This window comes from Streptosporangium sp. NPDC049644 (assembly GCF_040675205.1).
In the GTDB taxonomy this organism is placed as follows: Bacteria; Actinomycetota; Actinomycetes; order Streptosporangiales; family Streptosporangiaceae; genus Streptosporangium; species Streptosporangium fukuiense.
Genome location: NZ_JBFAOJ010000009.1, coordinates 40,702 through 63,478, shown reverse-complemented (window position 1 = coordinate 63,478; position 22,777 = coordinate 40,702). Strand labels below are relative to the sequence as shown.

Below are 22,777 nucleotides of genomic sequence, written 5' to 3'. Positions count from 1 at the left end.
CACGGCTCAGGGCAGCTGTCTCCGCCGTTGTGATGTCTTTGGGGATCAGCGGTGCCTTCCTGGTCGTCGTGGCACCGCTCACCGGTTCCTCCGTGGCCGGTGCGACGGTCAGGACGATGGTCGTCGACCCGTCGTACATCCCCGGATGTGACGTCGATCCGGCGGGGCCCTGTGAGGAGCCCACGCCGATCGTCACGGTCACGGTCACCGAGGATCCCGGAGGCGGCGCGGAGGAGACCCCGGTCCCGCAGAAGACCGTGACCACCACGGTGACCGTACCGCCGACGACGAAGCCTCCGAAGGCCACGACCCCGCCGCCCGCGCAGGAGCCGGTCGCTCCGCCGGCCCAGGAGAGCTCGGCCCCGATCGCTCCGCCGGAGACCGATCCCAGCCCTTCGGCGTCCGAGGAACAAGACGTCCAGTTCCCGGCCAACACCCCGCTTCCCTCGGCCACGCCCTCACCGGAAGAGAGCGCCACGTTCGACGAGAACGCCTCGGGCTCCTCGGTGTCCGAGATCCGCAACGCGAACGCCGAGTTTGACGGGGCCACGCTGAGCCGCCAGCTCGGCATCCCGGCGCTGATCCTGGTGCTGCTGGTGCTGTTCGCCGTTCTGATCTTCGAGGGCAGGCTGCGCCGCCTGGCCCACGCCGCGGCCATCCGCCGGGCCGGCCCCCGGGGGATGGGTCCCCGCGTCGACCCGATGGACCCGATGGCCTATCACGGCGGTCCCGGCTACGCCGCCGGACCCGGTTTCGTTCCCGGCCCCTACCAGGGCGGCACGGCCTACGCGCCGATCATCAGCCTCGTCCCGATGCAGATGTACTCTCCCGTCTACCCGGAGGGTTACGTCCCCGGGCAGTACCCCTACGGCTACGAGCAGACGACGGCGTACATGCCCGCGCCCGGCTACGAGCAGCAGCCCACCGGCCACGGCGACCCGTACGGTCAGACCGTCCAGGAGCAGGTGCCCTACGGCCCGGCGGGGCAGGACGGCCCGGCGGCCGCGTTCCACGGCCCCCAGCCCTTCGGCCAGGAACCGCAGGATGATCGGAACCGGTCGGACCGCCCCCAGGGCGATTTCCAGCCTTTCGGACCCGAGCCGCAGGATGTTCCGGGGCAGCACGCTCCAGGTCAGGGAGTTCCAGGCCAGGGCGGGCCGGAGAACCCCGGAGCGCTTGGCCCCGAGCCTCGCGAGGGTCGTTCTCCGCAGGGGCAGCCGGAGTTCCCCGGGGCGCCGTTCCCGCAGGAGCCCGCCCGAGGTGGCCCCGGAGGCCCCTTCGGCGGAGTTCACGGCGTCGGTGGCCCGCCGGCTCAGGGCGGCCCTGAAGGGTTCGGTGGTCCGGGAGCCCACGGCCCCATTGGCGGCCCACTCGCTCACGGTGGTCCTGACGGTCCCGGTGGTCCGGGGACCCACGGCCCGGGTAACCGGCCGGATGCCGGCGAGCAGCCCCCCATGGGGCCGGCCTCGACGGCGGTCTACCCGCTCCCCGGTCAGGACGCCGGCAAGAAGAAGCGCGGTCTCTTCCGCCGCTCCACCTGACCTCCACCGGCCTCTGGAACCGTCCTCGTCCCTGATCGCGCCGCCGGCCTGAGACAGCGCGGAAGGCCACGAAGGTCTGAGCAGCTTGAAACGTTGCGGAAACACGGCGGCGCCGCCCGGGGAGAGCCCCGTGGGCGGCGCCGCCGTGCGGAGGTCAGCTCTTCGAGCTGGAACGCTTGAAGATCTTGTTGCCCAGCCAGACCAGCGGATCGTACTTACGGTCGGCGACGCGCTCCTTCATGGGAATCAGCGCGTTGTCAGTGATCTTGATGTGCTCGGGGCAGACCTCGGTGCAGCACTTGGTGATGTTGCAGTAGCCCAGGCCGTGCTCCTCCTGAGCGGAGTCCTTGCGGTCGGCCACGTCGTACGGGTGCATGTCCAGCTCGGCGATCCGCATCAGGAAGCGCGGACCGGCGAAGCCGGGCTTGTTCTCCTCGTGGTCACGGATGACGTGACAGACGTTGTTGCACATGAAGCACTCGATGCACTTGCGGAACTCCTGGGACCGCTCGACGTCGATCTGCTGCATGCGGTATTCGCCCGGCTTCACGTCGGCCGGATGAGTGAAGGACGGGATCTCCCTGGCCTTCTGGTAGTTGTACGAGACGTCCGTGACCAGGTCCTTGATCACTGGGAACGTCCGCATGGGCGTCACCGTGATCGTCTCCTCCTCGCTGAAGGTGGACATCCGGGTCATGCACCCGAGCTTCGGCCTGCCGTTGATCTCCATGGAGCACGAGCCGCACTTGCCGGCCTTGCAGTTCCAGCGGACGGCGAGGTCGGGGGCCTGGGTCGCCTGGAGCCGGTGGATGATGTCGAGAACGACCTCGCCCTCGTTCACCTCGACGGTGAAGTCCTCAAGCCTGCCCTCGCCGCCCTCGCCCCGCCAGACGCGGAACTTCGCCTTGTAACTCATGGTTACTCCTTGGCCAGCGCGTCAAAGGCGGCCAGCTCTTCCTCGGTGATGTACTTCTTCAGCTCGTCGCGGTCGAACAGCGTGATGAGGTCGTCCCGCATCGCGGTCTGGACCTGCTCCTCGACCGCGATGCCGGAGCCGTCCGGGGTGAGGGCGCAGCGCAGGATCTTGGTCCGCCACTCGGCGGACATGGCCGGAAAGTCGTCACGGGTGTGGCCGCCGCGGCTCTCCTCGCGCAGCAGCGCCGCCTTCGCCACGCACTCCGAGACCAGGAGCATGTTGCGCAGGTCGAGGGCGAGGTGCCAGCCCGGGTTGTAGATCCGGCTGCCGGCCGCGCCGACGTTCTGGGCCCGCTCCTTGAGCTTCTCCACCGCCTCCAGCGCCTCGGAGACCTCCTCGGACTTGCGGATGATGCCGACCAGCTCGTTCATCGTCCGCTGCAGCTCGTGGTGGACCTCGTACGGGTTCTCGCCCGAGCGCTCCAGCGGGGCCAGCGCCTCCATGCTCGCCTTGGCCACGGACTCCTCGGAGACCTTCGGCCGGGCGGCCAGGCCGTCCACGTACGAGGCCGCTCCGGCGCCCGCGCGGCGGCCGAACACCAGCAGGTCGGACAGCGAGTTGCCGCCCAGCCGGTTGGAGCCGTGCATGCCGCCGGAGACCTCACCGGCCGCGAACAGGCCGGGTACGGCCGCCGCGCCGGTGTCGGCGTCGACCTCGACACCGCCCATGATGTAGTGGCAGGTCGGGCCGACCTGCATGGCCTCCTTGGTGATGTCGACGTCGGCCAGCTCCTTGAACTGGTGGTGCATCGACGGCAGCCGCTTGATGATCTCGGCGGCCGGGAGGCGGGTGGAGACGTCGAGGTAGACGCCGCCCTGGGGTGATCCGCGTCCCGCCTTCACCTCGGAGTTGATGGCCCGCGCGACCTCGTCACGGGGGAGCAGCTCCGGAGGGCGGCGGTTGTTGGCCTGGTCGGTGTACCAGCGGTCGCCCTCCTCCTCGGAGGTGGCGTACTTGTCCTTGAACACGTCGGGGATGTAGTCGAACATGAAGCGCTTGCCCTCGGAGTTCCTCAGCACCCCGCCGTCACCGCGGACGGACTCGGTGACGAGGATGCCCCGGACCGAGGGCGGCCAGACCATCCCGGTGGGATGGAACTGGATGAACTCCATGTTGATCAGGTTCGCCCCGGCCAGCAGGGCCAGCGCGTGGCCGTCGCCGGTGTACTCCCACGAGTTGGACGTGACCACGTACGACTTGCCGATGCCGCCGGTGGCCAGCACGATCGCGGGGGCGTCGAACAGGATGAGCTTGCCGTTCTCCCGCCAGTAGCCGAAGGCGCCGGAGATGGCGTCGCCGTCCTTGAGCAGGCGGGTCACCGTGCATTCCTGGAAGACCTTGATGTACGCCTCGGCGTCACCGTGCAGCTTCTCGTCCTCCTGCTGGAGCGCGACCACCCGCTGCTGCAGGGTGCGGATCAGCTCCAGGCCGGTGCGGTCGCCGACGTGGGCCAGCCGCGGGTACTCGTGCCCGCCGAAGTTACGCTGGCTGATCTTGCCGTCCTTGGTGCGGTCGAACAGCGCGCCCCACGCCTCCAGCTCCCAGACCCGGTCGGGCGCCTCCTTGGCGTGCAGCTCGGCCATCCTCCAGTTGTTGAGGAACTTGCCGCCGCGCATGGTGTCGCGGAAGTGCACCATCCAGTTGTCGTCGCTGTTGACGTTGCCCATGGCCGCGGCGGCGCCGCCCTCGGCCATGACCGTGTGCGCCTTGCCGAACAGGGACTTGCAGACGATCGCCGTCCGCTTGCCCTGCTGGCGGGCCTCGATGGCCGCCCGCAGCCCCGCACCGCCGGCGCCGATGACGACGACGTCGTATTCGTGACGCTCGATTTCCACAGGTGATCCTTATACGAACGGGAAGGCGATGATGTTCTTGGCGACCAGGCGGACGTAGAGGTCGGCACCCATGATGCTGAACATGGAGATCAGTGCGAGCTCCTGGTGCTTGGCGTTGAGCTTCGAGACGATGCCCCAGGCCCGGTAGCGGATCGGGTGCTTGGAGAAGTGGTTCAGGCGCCCGGCTGTGATGTGCCGGCAGGAGTGGCACGACAGCGTGTACAGGTTGATGAGGATCGCGTTGACGATCAGGATCCAGGTGCCCAGGCCGGTCGGCTTGGCGATCAGCGCCTTCACCGCGTCGTACGCCAGGATGAGGCCGATGACGATCGCCGCGTAGAAGAAGTAGCGGTGAATGTTCTGAAGAATCAACGGGAAGCGTGACTCACCAGTGTACTTCTTGTGCGGCTCGGCCACCCCGCACGCCGGCGGCGAGAGCCAGAAGCCCCGGTAGTAGGCCTTGCGGTAGTAGTAGCAGGTGAGACGGAAGCCCCCGGGAAAACCGAGGATCAGCAGGGCCGGGGGCAGCGCGTACCAGTCGCCGAACGGGGCGAGGCCGAACAGCCGCGCCTCCTCGGGACAGCTCGTCGCCAGGCAGGGTGACGTGAACGGTGCGTGATATGGGGACACGAAGTAACTCGCGTCGAAGATCGTCCACGTGGCGTAGACGACGAATACCGTGAAGATGATGAATGTGACCAGTGGATAGCGCCACCACGGGTCGGTTCGCAGGGTGCGCTCCTTGATCTGCGCACGTTGCCTTCTGGCCGGGCTCTCGGCCGTTGTCTGGGTCATCGAGACCTCTCCACCTCCCGCGAACCCCGCTCGCCTTGGGGTCCGGGTCGTTTCAGTTGTGCCGCGCGCTGGGCCATGGTCGCGCCGGCTCACACGTGCGCGCGCATGTTGGTGGGGGATACGTTACGACGGAGCCCGGGGGTTATGTGAGAGAGGTCACTGGTAATTTCACTAGCCAGGTGTGATTCCTGTCACGTTGGCGCGTGAGGGCACTCCGCCTGCGGCGTCTCAGGAGGTGGACGATCACAGGGAGGTCTCGGAGGCCGTGAGAACGGGCACGGGCGGCGGGCGGGGAGACCCCGCCGCCGGGCGTGGCGTGCCGTCAGTAGTGCTGGCCGGAGCTGGGCAGCTTGACGACGGTCACGAAGAAGTCGTCGATCCGCCGGACCACGCTGATGAACTGGTCGAAGTCGACGGGCTTGGAGACGTAGGCGTTGGCGTGCAGGTTGTAGCTGCGCAGGATGTCCTCCTCGGACTCCGACGTGGTCAGCACGACCACCGGGATCCCGCGGAGCTTCTCGTCGGCCTTTATGTCCTGGAGCACCTCCCGGCCGTCCTTGCGGGGCAGGTTGAGGTCGAGCAGGATCAGGTCGGGCCGGGGTGCGTCGGCGTACTCGCCCTCCTTGCGAAGGAAGGACATGGCCTGCTCGCCGTCGTTGACCACGTGCAGCTTGTTGCGGACCTTGTTGAGCTCGAACGCCTCCCGCGTCAGCAGGACATCGCCCGGGTCGTCCTCGACCAGCAGGACGTCGATCCAGCGCAGGTCATTCATCAGCGTTTTCTCCTGAGGGAAAGGTCCAGCGGAAGGTCGTGCCGGTTCTGGTGGTGTTCTCGGGTTCGCTGTCCTCGGTGTCCACCCAGATGCGACCGCCGTGGTACTCGACGATTTTCTTGCAGAGAGCCAACCCGATGCCGGTGCCCGCGTAGACGTCCCGCCCGTGCAGACGCTGGAAAATCAGGAAGATGCGGTCAGTGTATTTACTGTCGATGCCGATGCCGTTGTCGGTGCAGGAGAACTCCCACATGTCCCCGTCGCGCCGCACCCCGATGTGGATCTCCGGCGGATCCTCCGAGCGGAACTTGATCGCGTTGCCGATGAGGTTCTGGAAGAGCTGGGTGAGCTGCACCCGGTTGCCGTGCACCTGGGGCAGCTCGTCGTAGGTCACCGTCGCGCCGGTGTCCTCGATCGGCGCGGCGAGGTTGTTCAGCGCGGCCCTCAGCGGCCCCTCGGCGTCGATGTCGGTGCGCTCGCCGCCCATCCTGCCGACCCGGGAGAAGTCGAGCAGGTCGTTGATCAGCATCTGCATGCGCTTGGCGCCGTCGACCGCGAAGGCGATGTACTGCTTGGCGCGGTCGTCGAGCTGGTCGCCGTAGCGCTGCTCCAGCATCTGGGTGAAGCTGGCCACCTTGCGCAGCGGCTCCTGCAGGTCGTGACTGGCCACGTAGGCGAACTGCTCCAGCTCGCTGTTGGAGCGCCTCAGCTCCGTCGCCTGGTCCTCCAGCTTGCGCTGCGTCTCCGAGGACCGGTGCCACTCGGCGAGGATACGGTGACGCATCGCGTCGACGTGGCCGGACAGCTCGGCCAGCTCGGCGGGGTGCTCGACCCTGAGCCTGTGGTCGAAGTCTCCCTGGGCGACCGCGCGGACCTGCTCGTTCAGCTCCGCCAGCGGGCGGAGCACCACGTGGCGCACGATGAGGACCGAGACGATCGCGGCCGCGACCAGTGCTCCGGCGACTCCGATGAGCGCGACGTAGAGGGCCTGCCAGCCGCGGTCGAGCCGCACGCTGCCGATCTCGTGCAGCCGGTTCAGATGGTTCTGCAGCTCTTCGAGGGACTGGCGGATCTCGGTGGACCGGGTGGCGTTGATCGTGGCGTTCTGTCGGGCGGCGTCGGTCTTCAGCGTCGGCACCGAGGCGATGACCCGCTCCGCGTAGTCGCGCCGCCAGGCCTCCCCCTTGGCCTTCAGGTTGGCCACCTCGACACTGATCCTCTGTCGCTCCGGTATCCGGGGGATCAGCGCGGTGAGCGCGTCCAGCGCCCGGTGCTCCGCGGCGAGCGCCTCCCGGTACTCCCGCAGGGAGGTCTCCTCGTTGGTCCTGCCGTACGTCCGCATCGAGCTCTCCTGCGCGGTCAGCGCGTTGGAGATCTCCAGGGTGCGCAGCGTCGCCGGGTCGATGACGTCGACCAGGGTCTCCCTGGCCTGGCGGGCGTCCTCGATCGACCTGATCGTGACGACGGCCGAGATCATGAAGACCAGCGCGATGCCCACTCCGGCGAACATGAACCAGCGGCCCACCGGGAGCCTCCCGAAACCCTTCGCGGGAGTGGGCGCGGGCAGGGGATGCGGGCTGGTGCCGCGATCCGAGCGGTCGGTCATCGTCTTCCGTTCCGGGAGATGAGCACGGTCGCCAGGTCGTCGCTGAGCGCGTCACGGTTCAGCTCGATGACGCGTTCGATGAGGCGATCGAGTTCGATCCCGCCCTGCTCCTGGACGAGCCTGAGCAGGCCCTCGGTGCCGAGCAGGTCGGGTCCGCCGCCCACGGTGGCCTCGATCAGCCCGTCGGTGTAGAGCAGCAGCGACCAGTCGTCGCCGAGCGCGACGTCGATCTCCGACCAGTGCACGTCCTGGAAGATGCCCAGTGGCGGCCCCGAGGGGGTACCCGGCACCACGCCGATCGCGCCGTCGCGGATCAGCAGCGGCGGCGGGTGGCCGACCACGTACATCCGCGCCTGGCTGAGCGCGGGGTCGATCGTGGCGATGCACAGGGTGGTGAAGATCTCCGCGGACTTGCGTTCCAGGCGGAGCACCGACTCCAGCGTGCCGAGCAGCTCGTTGCCGGTGTGCCCGGCCAGGACCAGGGTCCGCCAGGCGATCCTGAGCGCGACTCCCAGCGCGGCCTCGTCGGGGCCGTGCCCGCACACGTCGCCGACCACCACGTGGACGGCGCCGTCGGGGCTCTGCACGGTGTCCCAGAAGTCACCGGCGAGCAGGGCGCGCCTGCGTCCTGGCAGGTAGCGGGCGTGGTGTTCGAGAATCTCGGTGGACAGCAGCGGGACCGGGAGGAGCCCGCGTTCGAGGCGGGAGTTCTCCTTGGTGAGCAGTTCGGCCTCGACCAGCCTGCGCTGGGCCAGGTCGGCTCGCTTGCGTTCCATCGCGTAGCGGATCGCCCGTGCCAGCAGGCGACCCTCCACGTCCTGCTTGACCAGGAAGTCCTGGGCGCCGGCGGCGACCGCCTCCACGCCGACGTGGGCGTCGTTCAGGCCGGTCAGCACGAGCACGGCGGCATGCGGCGCCATCGAGAGCACCTGCTCCAGCGCCTCCAGGCCGGTCGCGTCGGGCAGGGAGAGGTCGACGAGCACGCACTGCACCTCGGAGGTCAGCCGGACCCTGCTCTCGGCCAGGCTCCGCACCCAGATGATCTTCGGTGGGTTGTCCGCCTCGCCGAGCAACTCCTCCACGAGGAAGGCATCGCCCGCGTCGTCTTCGATGAGAAGAAGCGTGAGCGTTTCATTGGCGGGGGCGGTCACTGACGCCTCTTCATGAGCTCGGGAGAACCTGTCGACGCTACGTAGAATAGTGCGACACGTCAGGTACCGGGACGCCGATGCGATGTGATTCACCGCCCGTCGGACACCGGGGGAGGCACTGATCGGCGCGAGGCGCCGACGGTCTCCTCGCCAGGGGTCAACCCTGGATGATCAGGTCCAACCCCTGGGGAAGGCTGCCCTCGTGGGCGGCCTCGGCGAGGAAGAGGAGCAGGGTCGCGCGGAAGGCCTGGGCCGCGCGGGTGGGCTCGACGTCCTTGCGGTGCGCGATGGCGATGGTGCGGCGCAGCCCGGGAGGAGCCAGGGGTGTCCCGGAAAGTCCCGGGCGGCCGTCCAGGACCATCGAGGGGACCAGCGCGACCCCCAGCCCGGCCTCCACGAAGCGCAGCACGGCGTCCATCTCGCCGCCCTCCACCGCGAACCTGGGCTCGAACCCGGCCTGCCGGCAGGCGTTGAGCGTGGCCTCCCGCAGGTCGTACCCGCGCCTGAACATCACCATCGGCCGCCGCCGCAACTCCTCGATGCGCACATACGGCCTGCGGGCGCGAGTGGTCGAGGGGGAGGCGACGACGAGGTTCTCCCGCAGGACCTCCTCGGTGACGAGGGCGGGGTCGTCGCTGTGCAGCGGCATGATGATCAGCGCCAGGTCGAGCTGGCCCCGGGCGAGGGTGCGGACCAGGTCGCGGGAGCCGCCCTCCTCCACGAACAGCTCGATGCCGGGGTAGGCGTGGTGGAACCTGGCCAGCGCGTCGGCGAGCAGCCCCGCGCAGAGCGAGGGCGTGGCGCCCAGCCGGACCCGGCCGCGGCGCAGTCCGGCCAGCTCGCCGACCTCGCTCCTGGCGGTCTCGGCGTCGGCCAGCATGCGGCGGGCCAGCGGCAGCAACGCCTCGCCCGCGGGGGTCAGCGTGACGTTTCCCCGGGCACGGCTGAACAGCGGTGCGCCGAGCTCGGCCTCCAGGGCCTTGATCTGCTTGCTCAGCGAGGGCTGGGCTACGCGCATCCGCTCGGCGGCCTGGGTGAAGTGCCGGGCCTCGGCGACCGCCACGAAATAGGCGAGTTGCTGGAGCTGCACGTTTCCCTAGCGTACGGACCCCCCGACCGCGGATTCGGGGCGGGTGGTGGTGGGGGAGACGATGTGAGATTGCTCGCACCGCGTCGGAGGGCGCGGCGCTGGAAGCGACAGCGACGCAGAGGTAATAGCCGCAGGCTATGGAAACCACATCCACGATGACTTGGACTTGGATAAAACCCCTTACCTAGCGTCACGAGGGTGACTGCCACGATTGAGCGCGGATCCGCCACCGCGTCTGTGAACCCCCCCGCGGATACCGCGAAGACCGCGAAGCCCAGGCGGAGAAGCGGCTTCCTGGGCTCCTCGAACGGCAAGAAGGCCGTGATGGCCATCACGGGTGCCGTGATGGTGCTCTTCCTCGTCGGCCACATGGCCGGAAACCTCAAGAGCTTCGCCGGTGCCGAGTCGTTCAACACCTACGCGGCCTTCCTGCGGACCATGGGCGAGCCGATGCTCCCGTACCGGGTCCTGCTGACCGTCATCGAGGTCGTGATGGTCGTCGCGGTCGTCCTGCACATGTGGTCGGCGATCTCCCTGGCCCGGCGGGCGGGCAAGGCCCGCCCGGTCAAGTACGCGGCCAGGCGCAAGTCCAGGGCGAACGGCTACGCGGTGCACACCATGCGCTACGGCGGCGTCATCATCGTGCTGTTCTTGATCTACCACCTGCTGGACCTGACGTTCGGCGCGGTCAACCCGGCCGGTGGCGGCTCCACCCCCTACGACCGCCTGGTCGAGGGCTTCGCGCCGTCGCGCTGGTGGATCACCCTGTTCTACGTGCTCGCCCTCGTCATGGTCGGCCTGCACCTGCGCCACGGCCTGTGGAGCGCCTTCCAGACGCTCGGCCTGGCGAGCCGCCGTAGCTACCGCCCGCTGAAGGCCGTCGCCGCGGGCCTGTCGGCGCTGCTGGTCATCGGCTTCCTGGTGGTCCCGGTGGCGGTCGCGATCGGAGTGATCAAGTGAGCGAGAACGCGAACCCGGCGGGCCTGCCGCACGGAGAACAAGGAGCGAGGACCGCGATGAGCACGGGGTACACCGAAGGTGAGCCGATCCGTGACACCAAGGCTCCCGACGGCCCGATCGAGGAGCGCTGGGAGAAGCGCAAGTTCTCCGCGAAGCTGGTCAACCCGGCCAACAAGCGCAAGCTTCACGTCATCGTCGTGGGCACCGGTTTGGCGGGCGGCTCGGCCGCCGCGACCCTCGGCGAGCTCGGCTACAACGTCACCTCGTTCTGCTACCAGGACACGCCCCGCCGCGCGCACTCCATCGCGGCCCAGGGCGGTATCAACGCCGCCAAGAACTACCGCGGCGACGGCGACTCGATCTACCGGCTCTTCTACGACACGGTCAAGGGCGGCGACTTCCGCGCCCGCGAGTCCAACGTCTACCGGCTCGCCCAGGTCAGTGTGAACATCATCGACCAGGCCGTGGCCCAGGGGGTGCCGTTCGCCCGCGAGTACGGCGGTCTGCTCGACACCCGTTCCTTCGGCGGCGCGCAGGTCTCCCGTACCTTCTACGCCCGAGGCCAGACGGGCCAGCAGCTCCTGCTCGGCGCGTACCAGGCGCTGGAGCGCCAGATCGCGGCCGGCACCGTCAAGATGCACACCCGCCACGAGATGCTCGACCTGATCGTCTCCGAGGGCCGGGCGCGCGGCGTCATCGTCCGTGACATGGTCACCGGCGAGATCGAGCGGCACGTCGCCGATGCGGTGGTGCTGGCCAGCGGCGGGTACGGCAACGTGTTCTTCCTGTCGACGAACGCCAAGGGCTGCAACACCACGGCGATCTGGCGGGCACACCGGCGCGGCGCGATGTTCGCCAACCCCTGCTACACCCAGATCCACCCGACCTGCATCCCGGTCAGCGGCGACCACCAGTCGAAGCTGACCCTGATGTCGGAGTCGCTGCGCAACGACGGCCGCGTGTGGGTGCCGCTGAAGGCGGGCGACACCCGTCCGGCCTCGGCGATTCCCGAGGAGGAGCGCGACTACTACCTGGAGCGGATCTACCCGGCGTTCGGCAACCTGGTCCCGCGCGACATCGCCTCCCGCGCGGCCAAGAACGTCTGCGACGAGGGCCGCGGTGTCGGCCCCGGTGGCCTGGGCGTCTACCTCGACTTCGCCGACGCGATCCGCCGTCTGGGCCGCGAGGCGGTGGAGAAGAAGTACGGCAACCTCTTCGAGATGTACGAGCGCATCACCGGCGAGGACCCGTACTCCCAGCCGATGCGCATCTACCCGGCCGTCCACTACACGATGGGCGGCCTGTGGGTGGACTACGACCTGCAGTCCACGATCCCGGGCCTGTTCGTGATCGGCGAGGCCAACTTCTCCGACCACGGCGCCAACCGCCTCGGCGCGTCCGCGCTGATGCAGGGGCTGTCCGACGGCTACTTCGTGCTGCCGACCACGATCGGCGACTACCTGGCGAACGGCCCCTACGGTGAGGTCGACGAGGAGGACGTGACCGAGGCCGAGGCCGAGGTGCGTCAGAAGATCGAAAAGCTGCTGACGAACAACGGCACCCGCACCGCCGACTCCTACCACCGTGAACTCGGCAAGATCATGTGGGAGTACTGCGGCATGGAACGTACCGAGGAGTCGCTCCGCAAGGCGCTGGAGCGGATCCCCGAGCTGCGCGAGGAGTTCTGGCAGAACGTGAAGGTGTCCGGCGAGGCCGACGAGCTGAACCAGGCGCTGGAGCGGGCCGGACGGGTCGGGGACTTCTTCGACCTGGCCGAGCTGATGTGCATCGACGCGCTGCACCGTACCGAGTCGTGCGGCGGTCACTTCCGCGCCGAGTCCCAGGACGCCGACGGCGAGGCCCTGCGCGACGACGAGAACTTCTCCTACGTCGCGGCCTGGGAGTACGGCGAGCAGGGTCCGATCCTGCACAAGGAAGACCTCGACTACGAGTACGTCAAGATGAGCCAGCGGAGCTACAAGTGAGTGCACCCGACGCGGTGAGCGGACCGGTTCGCGTGGGACGAGCGATCCGCGCAGCGAATGAGGAGAGGTAAGCGAACCATGAGTATGAACCTCACTCTCAAGGTCTGGCGCCAGAAGGGCCCCAAGGACGAGGGCCGGATGGTCAACTACCGGGTCGAGGACGTGTCACCGGACATGTCCTTCCTGGAGATGCTCGACGTCCTCAACGAGCGGCTCATCCTGGAGGGCGACGACCCGATCGCCTTCGACCACGACTGCCGCGAGGGCATCTGCGGCATGTGCGGCATGGTCATCAACGGCGTGGCGCACGGTGAGCAGGTGGCCACCACCACCTGTCAGCTGCACATGCGCCACTTCGAGGACAACGCGGTCATCACCATCGAGCCGTGGCGTGCCGCGCCCTTCCCGGTGGTGAAGGACCTGGTCGTGGACCGCTCGGCGTTCGACCGGATCATCCAGGCGGGCGGCTTCATCTCCGTCCCGGCCGGCTCGGCCCCCGACGCGCACAGCCTCCCGGTGAAGAAGGTCGACGCCGACGCGGCGTTCGACGCGGCCACCTGCATCGGCTGTGGCGCCTGCGTCGCCGCCTGCCCGAACGGCTCGGCCTCGCTCTTCACCGCGGCCAAGATCACCCATCTGAGCCTGCTGCCGCAGGGCCAGCCCGAGCGCGACTCCCGTGCCGTCGCGATGGTCGAGCAGATGGACGCCGAGGGCTTCGGCGGCTGCACCAACACCGGCGAGTGCACGGCGGTCTGTCCCAAGGGCATCCCGCTGGACACCATCGCCCAGATGAACCACGACTACCTGCGGGCCGCCAAGTAGGCCAGGCGGTCGCCGGGTGGGTGCCCGATCGACCCTCCGGGCCTTCCCGGGTTCACCGAGCCGTACATCCGAGGTGATGTACGGCTCGCGCCGTCCCGGGATCCATCCGGCCGGTGGCGGCCGATGACCGTGTTCGGCCGGGAACGCGCTCAGGGCGACGACGCCCGAGGTCCGAACGTCCTTCGGGTCAGTGCCGATCCGGCCGGCCGAGGTGGCGGGCGATCTCGCGGCGGACGTCGTCGGCGGTGAGGCCCGCCTGGGTGATGACCCGCATCCCGGGCCCCGTGCCGTCGCGGACCAGGCCGAGCAGCAGGTGCTCGGTGCCGATGTGTTTGTTCTTCAGCCGCAGGGCCTCCCGCAGGGACAGCTCCAGGACCTTCTTGGCGCCGGGGGTGAAGGGAATGTGGCCCCGGGGCGCCTTGCGGTCGCGGGGGCGATCCAGGGCGCCGGGCCCGAAGGCGGCCTCGACCTTCTCCCGGATCGCGTCGAGGTCGATGCCGATGGTCTCCAGGGCCTCCGCGTCGAGGTCTCCGGCGCGGGGAGTGCGGCCGACCGCCTCGTCGGCTCGTTCGTGGGTGAGGCCGAGGCCGGTCAGCACCTGGGCGCCGACGCCGTCACTCTGACGCAGCAGGGCGAGCAGCAGGTGCTCGGTGCCGATGTGACCGTGACGCAGGCGCCGTGCCTCCTCCTGGGCGAGGACCGTCACCCGCCTGGCCTTGTCGGTGAACCTTTCGAACATGGTCAGTCCTTCCGTCTCAGCAGACCTCGGCCGCCCGCGTACTTCTTGTGCACCGCCTGCCGGCTCACCTCAAGGCAGTGCGCGATCTCCTGCCAGGACCAGCCCTGGTCCCTGGCGTTCTCCACCTGGAGGGCCTCCAGCCGGTCGACCAGCGTCCGCAGCGCCCGCACGGCCCGCAGGCCGACGGCCGGATCGCGGCTACCGGCGTCGGATGCCAGTTGCGCCGTATCACTCATGTCTGTCAATTTAGGTTGACATGCTCCACTTGTCAACCCTGATTGACGGCGACACGCCGGGAGGCCGAAAATCGTTTGCCGGGCCAGGTCGAAGTTTGTGACCCTTGCTGTGAGATGCGCTCCTTACCAGCCGCCGACCCCGGCGTTCCCGATGCCCGCAGTCCGATCGGCTACCTGCTGTGGGTGGCCCGTATGCAGCGGGGCCCGCTGCTACTCGGCATCGGCTACGCCATCCTGTGGTGGCTGGCGATGGCGCTCGTACCGGCCGCGATAGGCAACGGCATCGACGCGATCACGCCCAAGGCCAAGGACCTGCCGGCCCTGATCACCTGGGGCGCGGTGGTGCTCGCCCTGGGAATCATCCAGGCCGTCATGGGCGTCCTGCGGCACCGGATGGCCGTCTACAACTGGCTGGCCGCCGCCTACCGGACCGTCCAGGTCACCGTCAGGCAGTCGACCCGGCTGGGCGCGACCCTGCCCAAGCGCATGTCCACCGGTGAGGTGGTCAGCGTCGGCAACTCCGACATCGCCCACATCGGCAACGCGATGGACATCCTGCTCCGCGGCAGCGGCGCCGTCGTCGCCATCGCCGTCGTGACCGTCATCCTGATCGGCGCCTCGCCGCAACTGGGACTGATGGTGCTGGTCGGGCTGCCCCTCGTGGCGGTCGCCGTCGCCCCCCTGCTCAAGCCGCTGCACCGCCGCCAGAACGACCACCGCGACCTGCAGGGCGACCTCGCCACCCGCGCCGCCGACATCGTCACGGGCCTGCGGGTGCTCCGTGGCATCGGCGGCGAGCAGGTCTTCGCCGACCGCTACGGCGCCGAGTCGCAGCGAGTGCGCCACGCCGGCGTGCGGGTGGCCTCCGTCGAGTCGATGCTGGAGGGCGCGCAGATCCTGCTGCCCGGACTGCTGATCGCCGGGGTGACCTGGCTCGGTGCGACCTTCGCGATGCGCGGCGAGATCACCGCCGGCCAGCTCGTCGCCTTCTACGGCTACGCGGTCTTCCTGATCGCCCCGGTGCGCACCCTCACCGAGGCGGCCGACAAGCTGACCAAGGGGCACGTCGCCGCTCGCAGGGTGGTGCGCATCCTGGCGCTGAATCCCGAGGTGGAGGGCGGCACCGGCCGCTCGGAGGGCGGCCTGTTGCGCGACGTGACCTCCGGGGTCGCGGTGCGTCCGGGCATGCTCACCGCCATCGCGGCGGCCGTCCCCGAGGAGGCCGTGACCATCGCCGACCGGCTCGGCCGCTACAGCGACGGCGACGTCGACTTCGGCGACGTGGCGCTCGACACCCTGCCGATCTCCGAGGTCCGCCGCCGCATCCTCGTCGCCGACAACGAGGCCCAGCTGTTCGCCGGGGTGCTCAGGGACGAACTGGACGTCACCGGCCGGGCCTCCGACGAGGAGATCAACTCGGCGTTGCAGGCCGCGTGCGCCACCGACATCGTCGAGGCGCTGCCCGGCGGTCTGGAGGGGCGCGTCGCCGAGGCCGGCCGGGAGTTCTCCGGCGGCCAGCAGCAGCGGCTCAGGCTCGCCAGGGCGCTGACCCTCGACCCGGAGGTGCTCATCCTCATCGAGCCCACCAGCGCGGTCGACGCGCACAGCGAGGCCCGCATCGCCGACCGGCTGGCCAAGGCCCGCGCGGGCAAGACCACGCTGGTCTGCACGACCAGCCCGCTGGTGCTCGACCGCACCGACCACGTCATCTACGTCGAGGGAGGCGTCGTGCGCGCCCAGGGCACGCACCGGGAGCTGCTGGCCGCCCACCCGGGCTACACCGCCGTCGTGACCCGGGGTGAGGAGTCATGAGCAGGCAGATCCTGCCCGTCGCCGACACCGCGCAGGTTCGGGCGTACGCCCGCAGGCTCACCCTGAAATATCCCGGACAGCTCACCGTGGCGCTGGGGCTGCACGGCCTGGCCGCCGTCGCCGGCCTGGCGGTGCCGTGGCTGCTCGGCGGCCTCGTCCAGGGCGTCCAGGACGGCACCGGGATCGACGTAACCACGGTGTCGCTGGCCATCGGCGGCTTCCTGGTCGCCCAGGCGGTGCTGGTCAGGTTCGCCGTCTACGCCTCGGCCAGGCTCGGCGAGAAGGTCCTCGCCGAGCTGCGCGAGGAGTTCGTCGGGCGGGTGCTCGGCCTGCCGCTGTCCGTCGTCGAGCGGGCCGGATCCGGCGACCTGATCTCGCGGACCTCGCGGGACGTCGACTCGCTGTCGCGCACCGTACGGCACGCCGTGCCCGAGACGCTGATCGCGCTGGTCACCTGCCTGATCACCGTCGGCGCGCTGGTACTGGTCGGGCCGCTGCTCGCGCTGCCCTCGCTGCTGGCCGTCCCCATCCTGTGGATCTCCACCCGCTGGTATCTCAACCGGGCCAGGGAGGGCTACCTGCGGGAGAGCGCCGCGTACGCCGACATGACCGACGGGCTGGCCGAGACGGTCGGCGGCGCCCGCGCGGTGGAGGCCCTGGGCCTGCAGGGGCGGCGGCACCGCCGCACCGACACCGACATCGCCCGCTCGTGGGCGGCCGAGCGCTACACGCTGGGGCTGCGCACCGTGTGGTTCCCCTCGGTCGAGCTCGGCTACGTGATCCCGATCGTGGCGACGCTGGTCATCGGCGGCCTGTTCCACTTCCAGGGCTGGGTATCGGTGGCCCAGGTCACCGCGGCCACGCTCTACGTCCAGCAGCTCATCGACCCGCTCGACCGGCTGCTGATGTGGATCGACGAGCTCCAGGTCGGTGGCGCCTCCATGGCCCGGCTGCTCGGCGTCGCCGAGGTGCCCGACGACCGCGAGGCCACCTCCGCCGCTCCCGAGGGCAGTGAGCTGGCGGCCGACGACGTCCGCTACGCCTACCGCGAGGGCCACGACGTGCTGCACGGCATCGACCTGCTGGTCAAGCCGGGCGAGCGGCTGGCCATGGTCGGGCCGTCGGGGGCGGGCAAGTCCACGCTGGGCCGCCTGCTCGCCGGCATCCACGGCCCCCGCACCGGCTCGGTCACCGTGGGCGGTGTCCCCCTGGTCGAGCTGCCACTGAACGACCTGCGCGGCCAGGTCGCCCTGGTGACCCAGGAGCACCACGTCTTCCGGGGCACGGTGCGCGACAACGTGCTGATCGCCAGGCCCGACGCCGACGACGCGCGGGTCCGCGAGGTGCTGGAGGCCGTGGACGCCTGGGACTGGGTCGAGACCCTGCCCGACGGGCTCGACACGGCGGTCGGCTCCGGCGGCGAGCACGTTCCTCCCGCCCAGGCCCAGCAGCTGGCCCTGGCCCGGCTGGTGCTGGCCGATCCGCACACCCTGGTCCTCGACGAGGCCACCTCGCTGATCGACCCCCGCGCTGCCCGCCGCCTGGAACGCTCGCTGGCCGCCGTCCTCGAAGGCCGTACGGTGATCGCCATCGCCCACCGCCTCTACACGGCCCACGACGCCGACCGCGTCGCGGTCGTGGAGGACGGCCGCATCGGCGAACTCGGCTCCCACGAGGAACTGGTCGCCGCGGGGGGCTCCTACGCGGCCCTGTGGCGCAGCTGGCACGGCACCTCCGGTTGAGGACCGGCGCGGGGGTCAGCCTCGCCGGGCCGCGGCCTGTTTCGGCGGCTCGGCAGGGGCCGGGCGGCGGACGTACACCGGCGTGCCGGTCGGGGCCATGTCGAACAGCGGCTTGGCGTTGTGCAGCGGGACGCGGATGCAGCCGTGGGACGCGGGGTGGAGCGGGACCCTTTCCGAGCCGTGGAAGCCGATGCCCCCGTTGAAGTAGACGGTGTAGAACTGGTCGCCCAGCGGTCCGTGGGTCCAGCCGGTGGTCCGCCACCAGGCGCGGAAGTCCCCGGTGGGTGTGACGGCGACCCCGCAGTGGCCGTTCTTGCAGTAGTGCTTGTCGTTGCCGGTCGAGATATGGGAGACCAGCGCCGGCTTGCCGTCCTGCCAGGCCGTGAGCAACTGGCGACGCAGGTCGATCTCCACCCTGGTGGGAGCCCCGTAGGACACCAGCGGCCTGACCCGCGCCGGACGGGCGAGTGCCTTCCAGGTCGCCGGGTCGATCTCGTCGTCGGCGGGCAGCCCGTTGGCCTTCTGGAAGGCCCACACGGCCGCGCGCAGCGCGGGGTCGTACTCCTGGCCGGCGGATCCCGTGCGGAACCCCAGCCGGTCGAGACGTTTTTTGATCTCCTGGACCTGGGTTCCCCGATCACCGGGGCGAAGGGCGGGGAAACGCGACAGCGGGGTGTGCCCGGAACGAGGCGGGTGGTCGTCGGCGACGGCGGGTCCGGAGCGTCTCGGTGACGCGATGCCGGTGTTCGCGGTGCCGGTGTTCGCGATGCCGAACGGCAGGCACGAGGTGAGCGCGAGGGTCGTGTTCGCGATCAGCAGGCAGTTGACGATTCTCTGCATTTCAGTGAGCCTCTTTGGTCTGTCGTCGCGACCGAGCAGGGTGACATACGGCGCCGGGCGACCTCGCCGTGTTCAGGCCGTCTCGCGTCGACTCCGGGAAGAAAGGAGAACGCTCAGCAGGAGTAGGAGTACGTGCGGTCCGCCACGGCCGCGCGCACCAGGCCGACGGCCTCCTGGGCGCAGCCCCAGGAAAAGCTGAATCCGGCCCCGCCGTGTGCGAAGTTGTAGACGACCTGCCCTTCCTCGTCCCACTCAAGGCAGACGTTCTCCTTCCGGAACGGCCGCAGTCCGGCCCGTACCGGCTCATCGGGATCCAGCTCGAAACTTCGCAGCGCGGGCATGAAGGCCAGGCAGCGTTCATACATGTCCCGCACCGGGACGTGATTCTCCAGGTTGATTCCGGTGTCCCACTCGTCCTTTTCCGCCAGCCCGCCGAGAACAAGGATCTGCGGACTGCGCGGCACGATGAAGACGATGTCCTGCTCGCCGTCGTTCGTCTCGTCGTGGGAGACGCAGTGGGCCTCGTCGATTCCGTCGTTGCGGACCCGCACCAGCGCGCCGCGGAGTGGATACATGCCGACACCGCGGAGCTCGGCGGTGCCGAGCCCCGCGCAGCAGACGATCACCTCGGCGTCGAACCGGTCGAGGAGCTCGGCCTTCCTCTCGGTCAGCGACCCTTCGATCCGATGCCGTCGGACCCGCACCCCGTGCATTCTGACCTGCCGCATCAGCCACAGCATGTACCGGTCTGTGTCGATCATGGGCGCCAGGTGGGAGTAGGCGTCGACCACGCCGTAGCCGGGGCCGACGCCGTTCCGCTCGGCGAGCGATCGGTCGTGGACGAAACCGCGCACCTTCCCCGCGAGCTCCCGCATCTTGTGGAGATCGTGGGGACTCTCCTCGACGGGGTGCTTGAAATAGAAGTTGGACCTTCGCATGGCCACCCCGGGGACTCCGGACCGGGCCAGCTCATCGAATATCCGGTACGAGGTGACGCACCAGCTCTTGGAGCGGGCGAGCGAGACCTGGTCGTGGTGGTAACCGCAGACCGCGGGCGGCCACTCCCACAGCGCGCCCGCGACGACCGAGACGATGTCGGGTGCGAACCTGTCCGCGATGACGGTGACCCGGAATCCCTCCCTGGCCAGACACAGCGCGGTCGTCAACCCGCTCACACCGGCTCCGACGACAAGTACCTTCTCTGAATTCGCGCGCACCTGGGAACGCCTTCTTTCTGGATCCGTCCAGCTCGATCAATTTTCGGCGTGGCCGACCGAGGAAGATCGTCACGACGAGCGCTGAAACTTCTCCAGGGTAAATCGAGGCACCGGTGAACCCCGGAATGGCGGCGAATCCGAGATGAGGGACGGATGGCCGCCGAGGAATGGGAAAAAAGTACTGAACGGGGAAAAGCCATACCCGTCCCAAATCCCATGATGACGAGTGTTTGGCGGCGTGCCGGATTTTCATCGCCAATCCATGGATCGGCTCGGGAGAATAGCGGCACATTCTTGGCCGTTCCCCGGTGGGCGGGGCGGGCTGGATTGCCTACGTTGTCCTGGGGACTCGCCTATATATCCTCGGTGGGACTGTTGAGGGTAGCTGGCCGGTCGAGTCGTAATTGTTACGGAACGTGGCGACCGGAGGAATTCAGTCGCGCGTCCGATGGGAAACGCCGTGCCGGTGAGCGGTTCTGTGCCTCACCGGCACGGCGTCGTATCTTCTGATCTTCTGACGGGAACGGCCTCAGCTCAGGTCAGGGCTTTCTTCAGGAAGTCGACCTGGAGCAGGAGCAGGTTCTCCGCCACGACCTCCTGCGGGGTCATGTGGGTGACCCCGGACAGCGGCAGCACGTTGTGCGGGCGACCGGCGGCCAGCAGGGCCGAGGAGAGGCGGAGGGTGTGGGCGGCGACCACGTTGTCGTCGGCCAGGCCGTGGATCAGCAGGAGGGGGCGGTCCAGCTTCTCGGCGTCGGCGAACAGGGACGAGGAGTCGTAGTGCCCCTCGTCGGGCCGGCCGAGGTAGCGCTCGGTGTAGCAGGTGTCGTACAGGCGCCAGTCGGTCACCGGGGCTCCCGCGATGGCCGCGTGGAACACGTCGGGGCGGCGGAGCACGGCCAGGGCGGCCAGGTAGCCGCCGAAGGACCAGCCGCGGATGCCGACCCGGGTCAGGTCCAGGTCGTCGGGGAACCGCGCGGCGGCGCCGTGCAGGGCGTCGATCTGGTCATCCAGGACCGGGCCGGCCAGGTCGTGCAGGACGGCCCGCTCGAACTCGGGGCCCCGCCCCGGGGTGCCGCGGCCGTCGGCCACGACCACCGCGAAGCCCTGGTCGGCGAACCACTGGCTGGTCAGGTGCGCCCCGGCCGCGGCCAGGACGCGCTGGGCGTGCGGTCCGCCGTACGGGTCCATCAGGACCGGCAGTCTCGCGGAGCCCGGCATGTGCCCGGAGGGCAGCAGCACCGCGGTGGCCAGGTCGCGCTCGCCCGCCCTGATCAGGGAGACCCGCAGGTCCAGGCCGGGACGCTCGGCGTGCGAGGTGATGTGGCCGCGAGGCGTGCCGTTGTGCAGGACGCGGGTGACCGAGCCCTCGCTCTCGAGGGTCTGACCGGTGATCACCAGGGTGCCGCCCGCGGTGTGGCCGCTGTAGACACCGCCCTCGGTCGGGCTGACGAGCGTGATCTGACCCCTCCGGTACGCCCATACCGCGATCTCGGTGGGTTCCCCGCTCGCCCGGAAGAGCACGGTCTCGCCGTCGATGTCGAGGATCTCGCGGACCTGGAGGGTGGGCGGTGTGACGGGGCCGTCGCCGACGATCAGGCGGTGGCCGCCCTCGGAGACGGCGGCCCAGACGAGGCTGCCGTCGGCCAGGTGGCCCGGAACGCCGGTGACGACGTCGACCCAGGCCGGGTCGGTGTCCTCGCGCACCAGGGTGGAGGCGCCGGTGGCCGGGTCGACGGCGAGCAGCCGCATGGTCCGCTGGTCGCGCGTCATGGTGACGATCGACAGGCCGTGGGCGTCCCAGGCGGCGTTGACCAGGTACTCGTCGTCGAAGGGCACGGGGACGCGGGCCCCGGTGAGGGTCAGCACGAAGAGTTCGACCCCGGCGTTGGCGGTTCCCGCGGAGGGGTAGCGCTGCTCGGCGGCGGGCCGGGCCGGGTTGGCCGGGTCGGCGATGTGCCACCGCTGGACCGGAGACTCGTCGGCCCGCTCGACCAGGATCGCGTCCCCCGACGGGGACCACCAGTAGCCCCGCATGCGGTCCATCTCCTCGGAGGCGATGAACTCGGCCAGGCCGTAGGTCACCTCCGGGGCCTCGGGGCGGGCCAGCGCGTGGTCGACCTCGTCCGCCAGGTCCTGGATGTGGAAGGCGCCGCCGGTCACGTAGCCGACGTGTTCTCCGGTGGGGGACATCCGGGGGTCGATCACCGGTCCGGGGGTCTGCAGACTCCTTACGTACCCGGTCTTCAGGTCGACGACGTAGAGGCCGCCGGAGAGCGCGAACGCGGCGGTGGCCACCGCCGCGTCGGTGCTGTATCCGACGATGCCGCCGGCCTGCTCTCTGCTCCGCTCGCGGCGCGCCCGCTCCTCGGGGGGCAGGTTCTCGTCGTCCGCGGCCAGGGCGCGCGGGTCGACGACGAGCCGTTCCGCGCCGCTGAGGACGTCGTACTCCCACAGGCAGGTCACCGGATCGGAGCCGCCCCTGGTCCGCAGGAAGACGATGCGATCACCGCTTGGAGCGATCGTGAAGCCGCGGGGCACTCCGAGGGTGAATCGGCGGGTTCTGGCGTGCAGGCGAGGAAAGCTCTCACTCATACGAGCCATCTTGCCAGTTCCGCGTCGGCTGTCCTGTTCTCCAGAAGTGGTGAATTCGGAGGT

Annotated in this window: 18 protein-coding genes; 6 read left to right on the top strand and 12 right to left on the bottom strand. The window is 69.5% G+C overall.

The annotated features are described in order from the left end of the window. The first annotated feature begins 32 nt into the window (after positions 1–32). Complete coding sequence (locus AB0J58_RS07540; RefSeq protein WP_364211602.1) at positions 33–1,541, top strand: hypothetical protein; 1,509 nt, start codon at positions 33–35, stop codon at positions 1,539–1,541. Positions 1,542–1,695: 154 nt separating this feature from the next. Here the strand turns inward: AB0J58_RS07540 and AB0J58_RS07535 are convergent, their stop codons facing one another. The 7 genes from AB0J58_RS07535 to AB0J58_RS07505 all read right to left on the bottom strand — a co-directional run bounded on the left by AB0J58_RS07535 (position 1,696) and on the right by AB0J58_RS07505 (position 9,766). After that, entirely contained in the window at positions 1,696–2,457 is a 762-nt protein-coding gene (locus AB0J58_RS07535; RefSeq protein ID WP_343976171.1) for a succinate dehydrogenase/fumarate reductase iron-sulfur subunit, read from the bottom strand. Between the two features lie 2 nt (positions 2,458–2,459). Further along, positions 2,460–4,352 (bottom strand): fumarate reductase/succinate dehydrogenase flavoprotein subunit, encoded by a 1,893-nt coding sequence (locus AB0J58_RS07530; RefSeq protein ID WP_364211600.1) that lies wholly within the window; start codon positions 4,350–4,352, stop codon positions 2,460–2,462. A gap of 9 nt (positions 4,353–4,361) precedes the next feature. Then, positions 4,362–5,147, bottom strand: coding sequence for a hypothetical protein (locus tag AB0J58_RS07525; protein ID WP_343976177.1), 786 nt, complete (start codon positions 5,145–5,147; stop codon positions 4,362–4,364). A gap of 322 nt (positions 5,148–5,469) precedes the next feature. Further along, positions 5,470–5,919: a response regulator gene (locus AB0J58_RS07520; protein ID WP_343976180.1), complete on the bottom strand. Its 450-nt coding sequence runs from the start codon at positions 5,917–5,919 to the stop codon at positions 5,470–5,472. Beyond that, entirely contained in the window at positions 5,912–7,525 is a 1,614-nt protein-coding gene (locus tag AB0J58_RS07515) for an ATP-binding protein (RefSeq protein ID WP_364211597.1), read from the bottom strand. The genes AB0J58_RS07520 and AB0J58_RS07515 overlap by 8 nt, the downstream gene beginning before the upstream one ends. Continuing rightward, positions 7,522–8,676, bottom strand: a complete 1,155-nt coding sequence (locus AB0J58_RS07510; protein WP_364211594.1) for a SpoIIE family protein phosphatase — start codon at positions 8,674–8,676, stop codon at positions 7,522–7,524. The genes AB0J58_RS07515 and AB0J58_RS07510 overlap by 4 nt, the downstream gene beginning before the upstream one ends. Positions 8,677–8,833: 157 nt before the next feature. Next, positions 8,834–9,766, bottom strand: coding sequence for a LysR family transcriptional regulator (locus AB0J58_RS07505; protein WP_364211591.1), 933 nt, complete (start codon positions 9,764–9,766; stop codon positions 8,834–8,836). Between the two features lie 198 nt (positions 9,767–9,964). Between AB0J58_RS07505 and AB0J58_RS07500 the strand changes: the two genes are divergently transcribed. From AB0J58_RS07500 to AB0J58_RS07490, 3 genes are all read left to right on the top strand, one after another. Beyond that, positions 9,965–10,726, top strand: coding sequence for a succinate dehydrogenase cytochrome b subunit (locus tag AB0J58_RS07500; protein ID WP_364211588.1), 762 nt, complete (start codon positions 9,965–9,967; stop codon positions 10,724–10,726). A gap of 56 nt (positions 10,727–10,782) precedes the next feature. Beyond that, a complete protein-coding gene (locus tag AB0J58_RS07495) occupies positions 10,783–12,711 on the top strand; it encodes a fumarate reductase/succinate dehydrogenase flavoprotein subunit (protein WP_364211585.1) in 1,929 nt (642 codons plus the stop codon). Positions 12,712–12,795: 84 nt separating this feature from the next. Then, positions 12,796–13,533 (top strand): succinate dehydrogenase/fumarate reductase iron-sulfur subunit, encoded by a 738-nt coding sequence (locus tag AB0J58_RS07490; protein ID WP_364211797.1) that lies wholly within the window; start codon positions 12,796–12,798, stop codon positions 13,531–13,533. Between the two features lie 187 nt (positions 13,534–13,720). Here the strand turns inward: AB0J58_RS07490 and AB0J58_RS07485 are convergent, their stop codons facing one another. Both AB0J58_RS07485 and AB0J58_RS07480 read right to left on the bottom strand, forming a co-directional pair. Continuing rightward, positions 13,721–14,272, bottom strand: coding sequence for a Clp protease N-terminal domain-containing protein (locus AB0J58_RS07485; RefSeq protein ID WP_364211582.1), 552 nt, complete (start codon positions 14,270–14,272; stop codon positions 13,721–13,723). Between the two features lie 2 nt (positions 14,273–14,274). Next, positions 14,275–14,508, bottom strand: a complete 234-nt coding sequence (locus AB0J58_RS07480; RefSeq protein ID WP_343976195.1) for an RNA polymerase subunit sigma-70 — start codon at positions 14,506–14,508, stop codon at positions 14,275–14,277. 114 nt (positions 14,509–14,622) lie between these two features. Here AB0J58_RS07480 and AB0J58_RS07475 point away from each other — a divergent pair, with 114 nt between their 5' ends. Further along, entirely contained in the window at positions 14,623–16,320 is a 1,698-nt protein-coding gene (locus AB0J58_RS07475) for an ABC transporter ATP-binding protein (protein ID WP_364211579.1), read from the top strand. Then, a complete protein-coding gene (locus AB0J58_RS07470; RefSeq protein WP_364211576.1) occupies positions 16,317–18,062 on the top strand; it encodes an ABC transporter ATP-binding protein in 1,746 nt (581 codons plus the stop codon). Before AB0J58_RS07475 ends, AB0J58_RS07470 begins: the two co-directional genes overlap by 4 nt. Positions 18,063–18,077: 15 nt before the next feature. Here AB0J58_RS07470 and AB0J58_RS07465 read toward each other — a convergent pair whose 3' ends face one another. The 3 genes from AB0J58_RS07465 to AB0J58_RS07455 form a co-directional block, all read right to left on the bottom strand. Further along, positions 18,078–18,902 carry a L,D-transpeptidase family protein gene (locus AB0J58_RS07465; protein WP_364211573.1) on the bottom strand — a complete coding sequence of 275 codons (825 nt, stop codon included), beginning with the start codon at positions 18,900–18,902 and terminating at the stop codon, positions 18,078–18,080. A gap of 113 nt (positions 18,903–19,015) precedes the next feature. Beyond that, the gene (locus tag AB0J58_RS07460; RefSeq protein WP_364211570.1) at positions 19,016–20,119 is read right to left on the bottom strand and encodes an FAD-dependent oxidoreductase; all 1,104 of its coding nucleotides are present in this window, start codon (positions 20,117–20,119) and stop codon (positions 19,016–19,018) included. A gap of 534 nt (positions 20,120–20,653) precedes the next feature. Continuing rightward, the gene (locus AB0J58_RS07455; protein ID WP_364211567.1) at positions 20,654–22,714 is read right to left on the bottom strand and encodes a prolyl oligopeptidase family serine peptidase; all 2,061 of its coding nucleotides are present in this window, start codon (positions 22,712–22,714) and stop codon (positions 20,654–20,656) included. Positions 22,715–22,777: the final 63 nt, after the last annotated feature.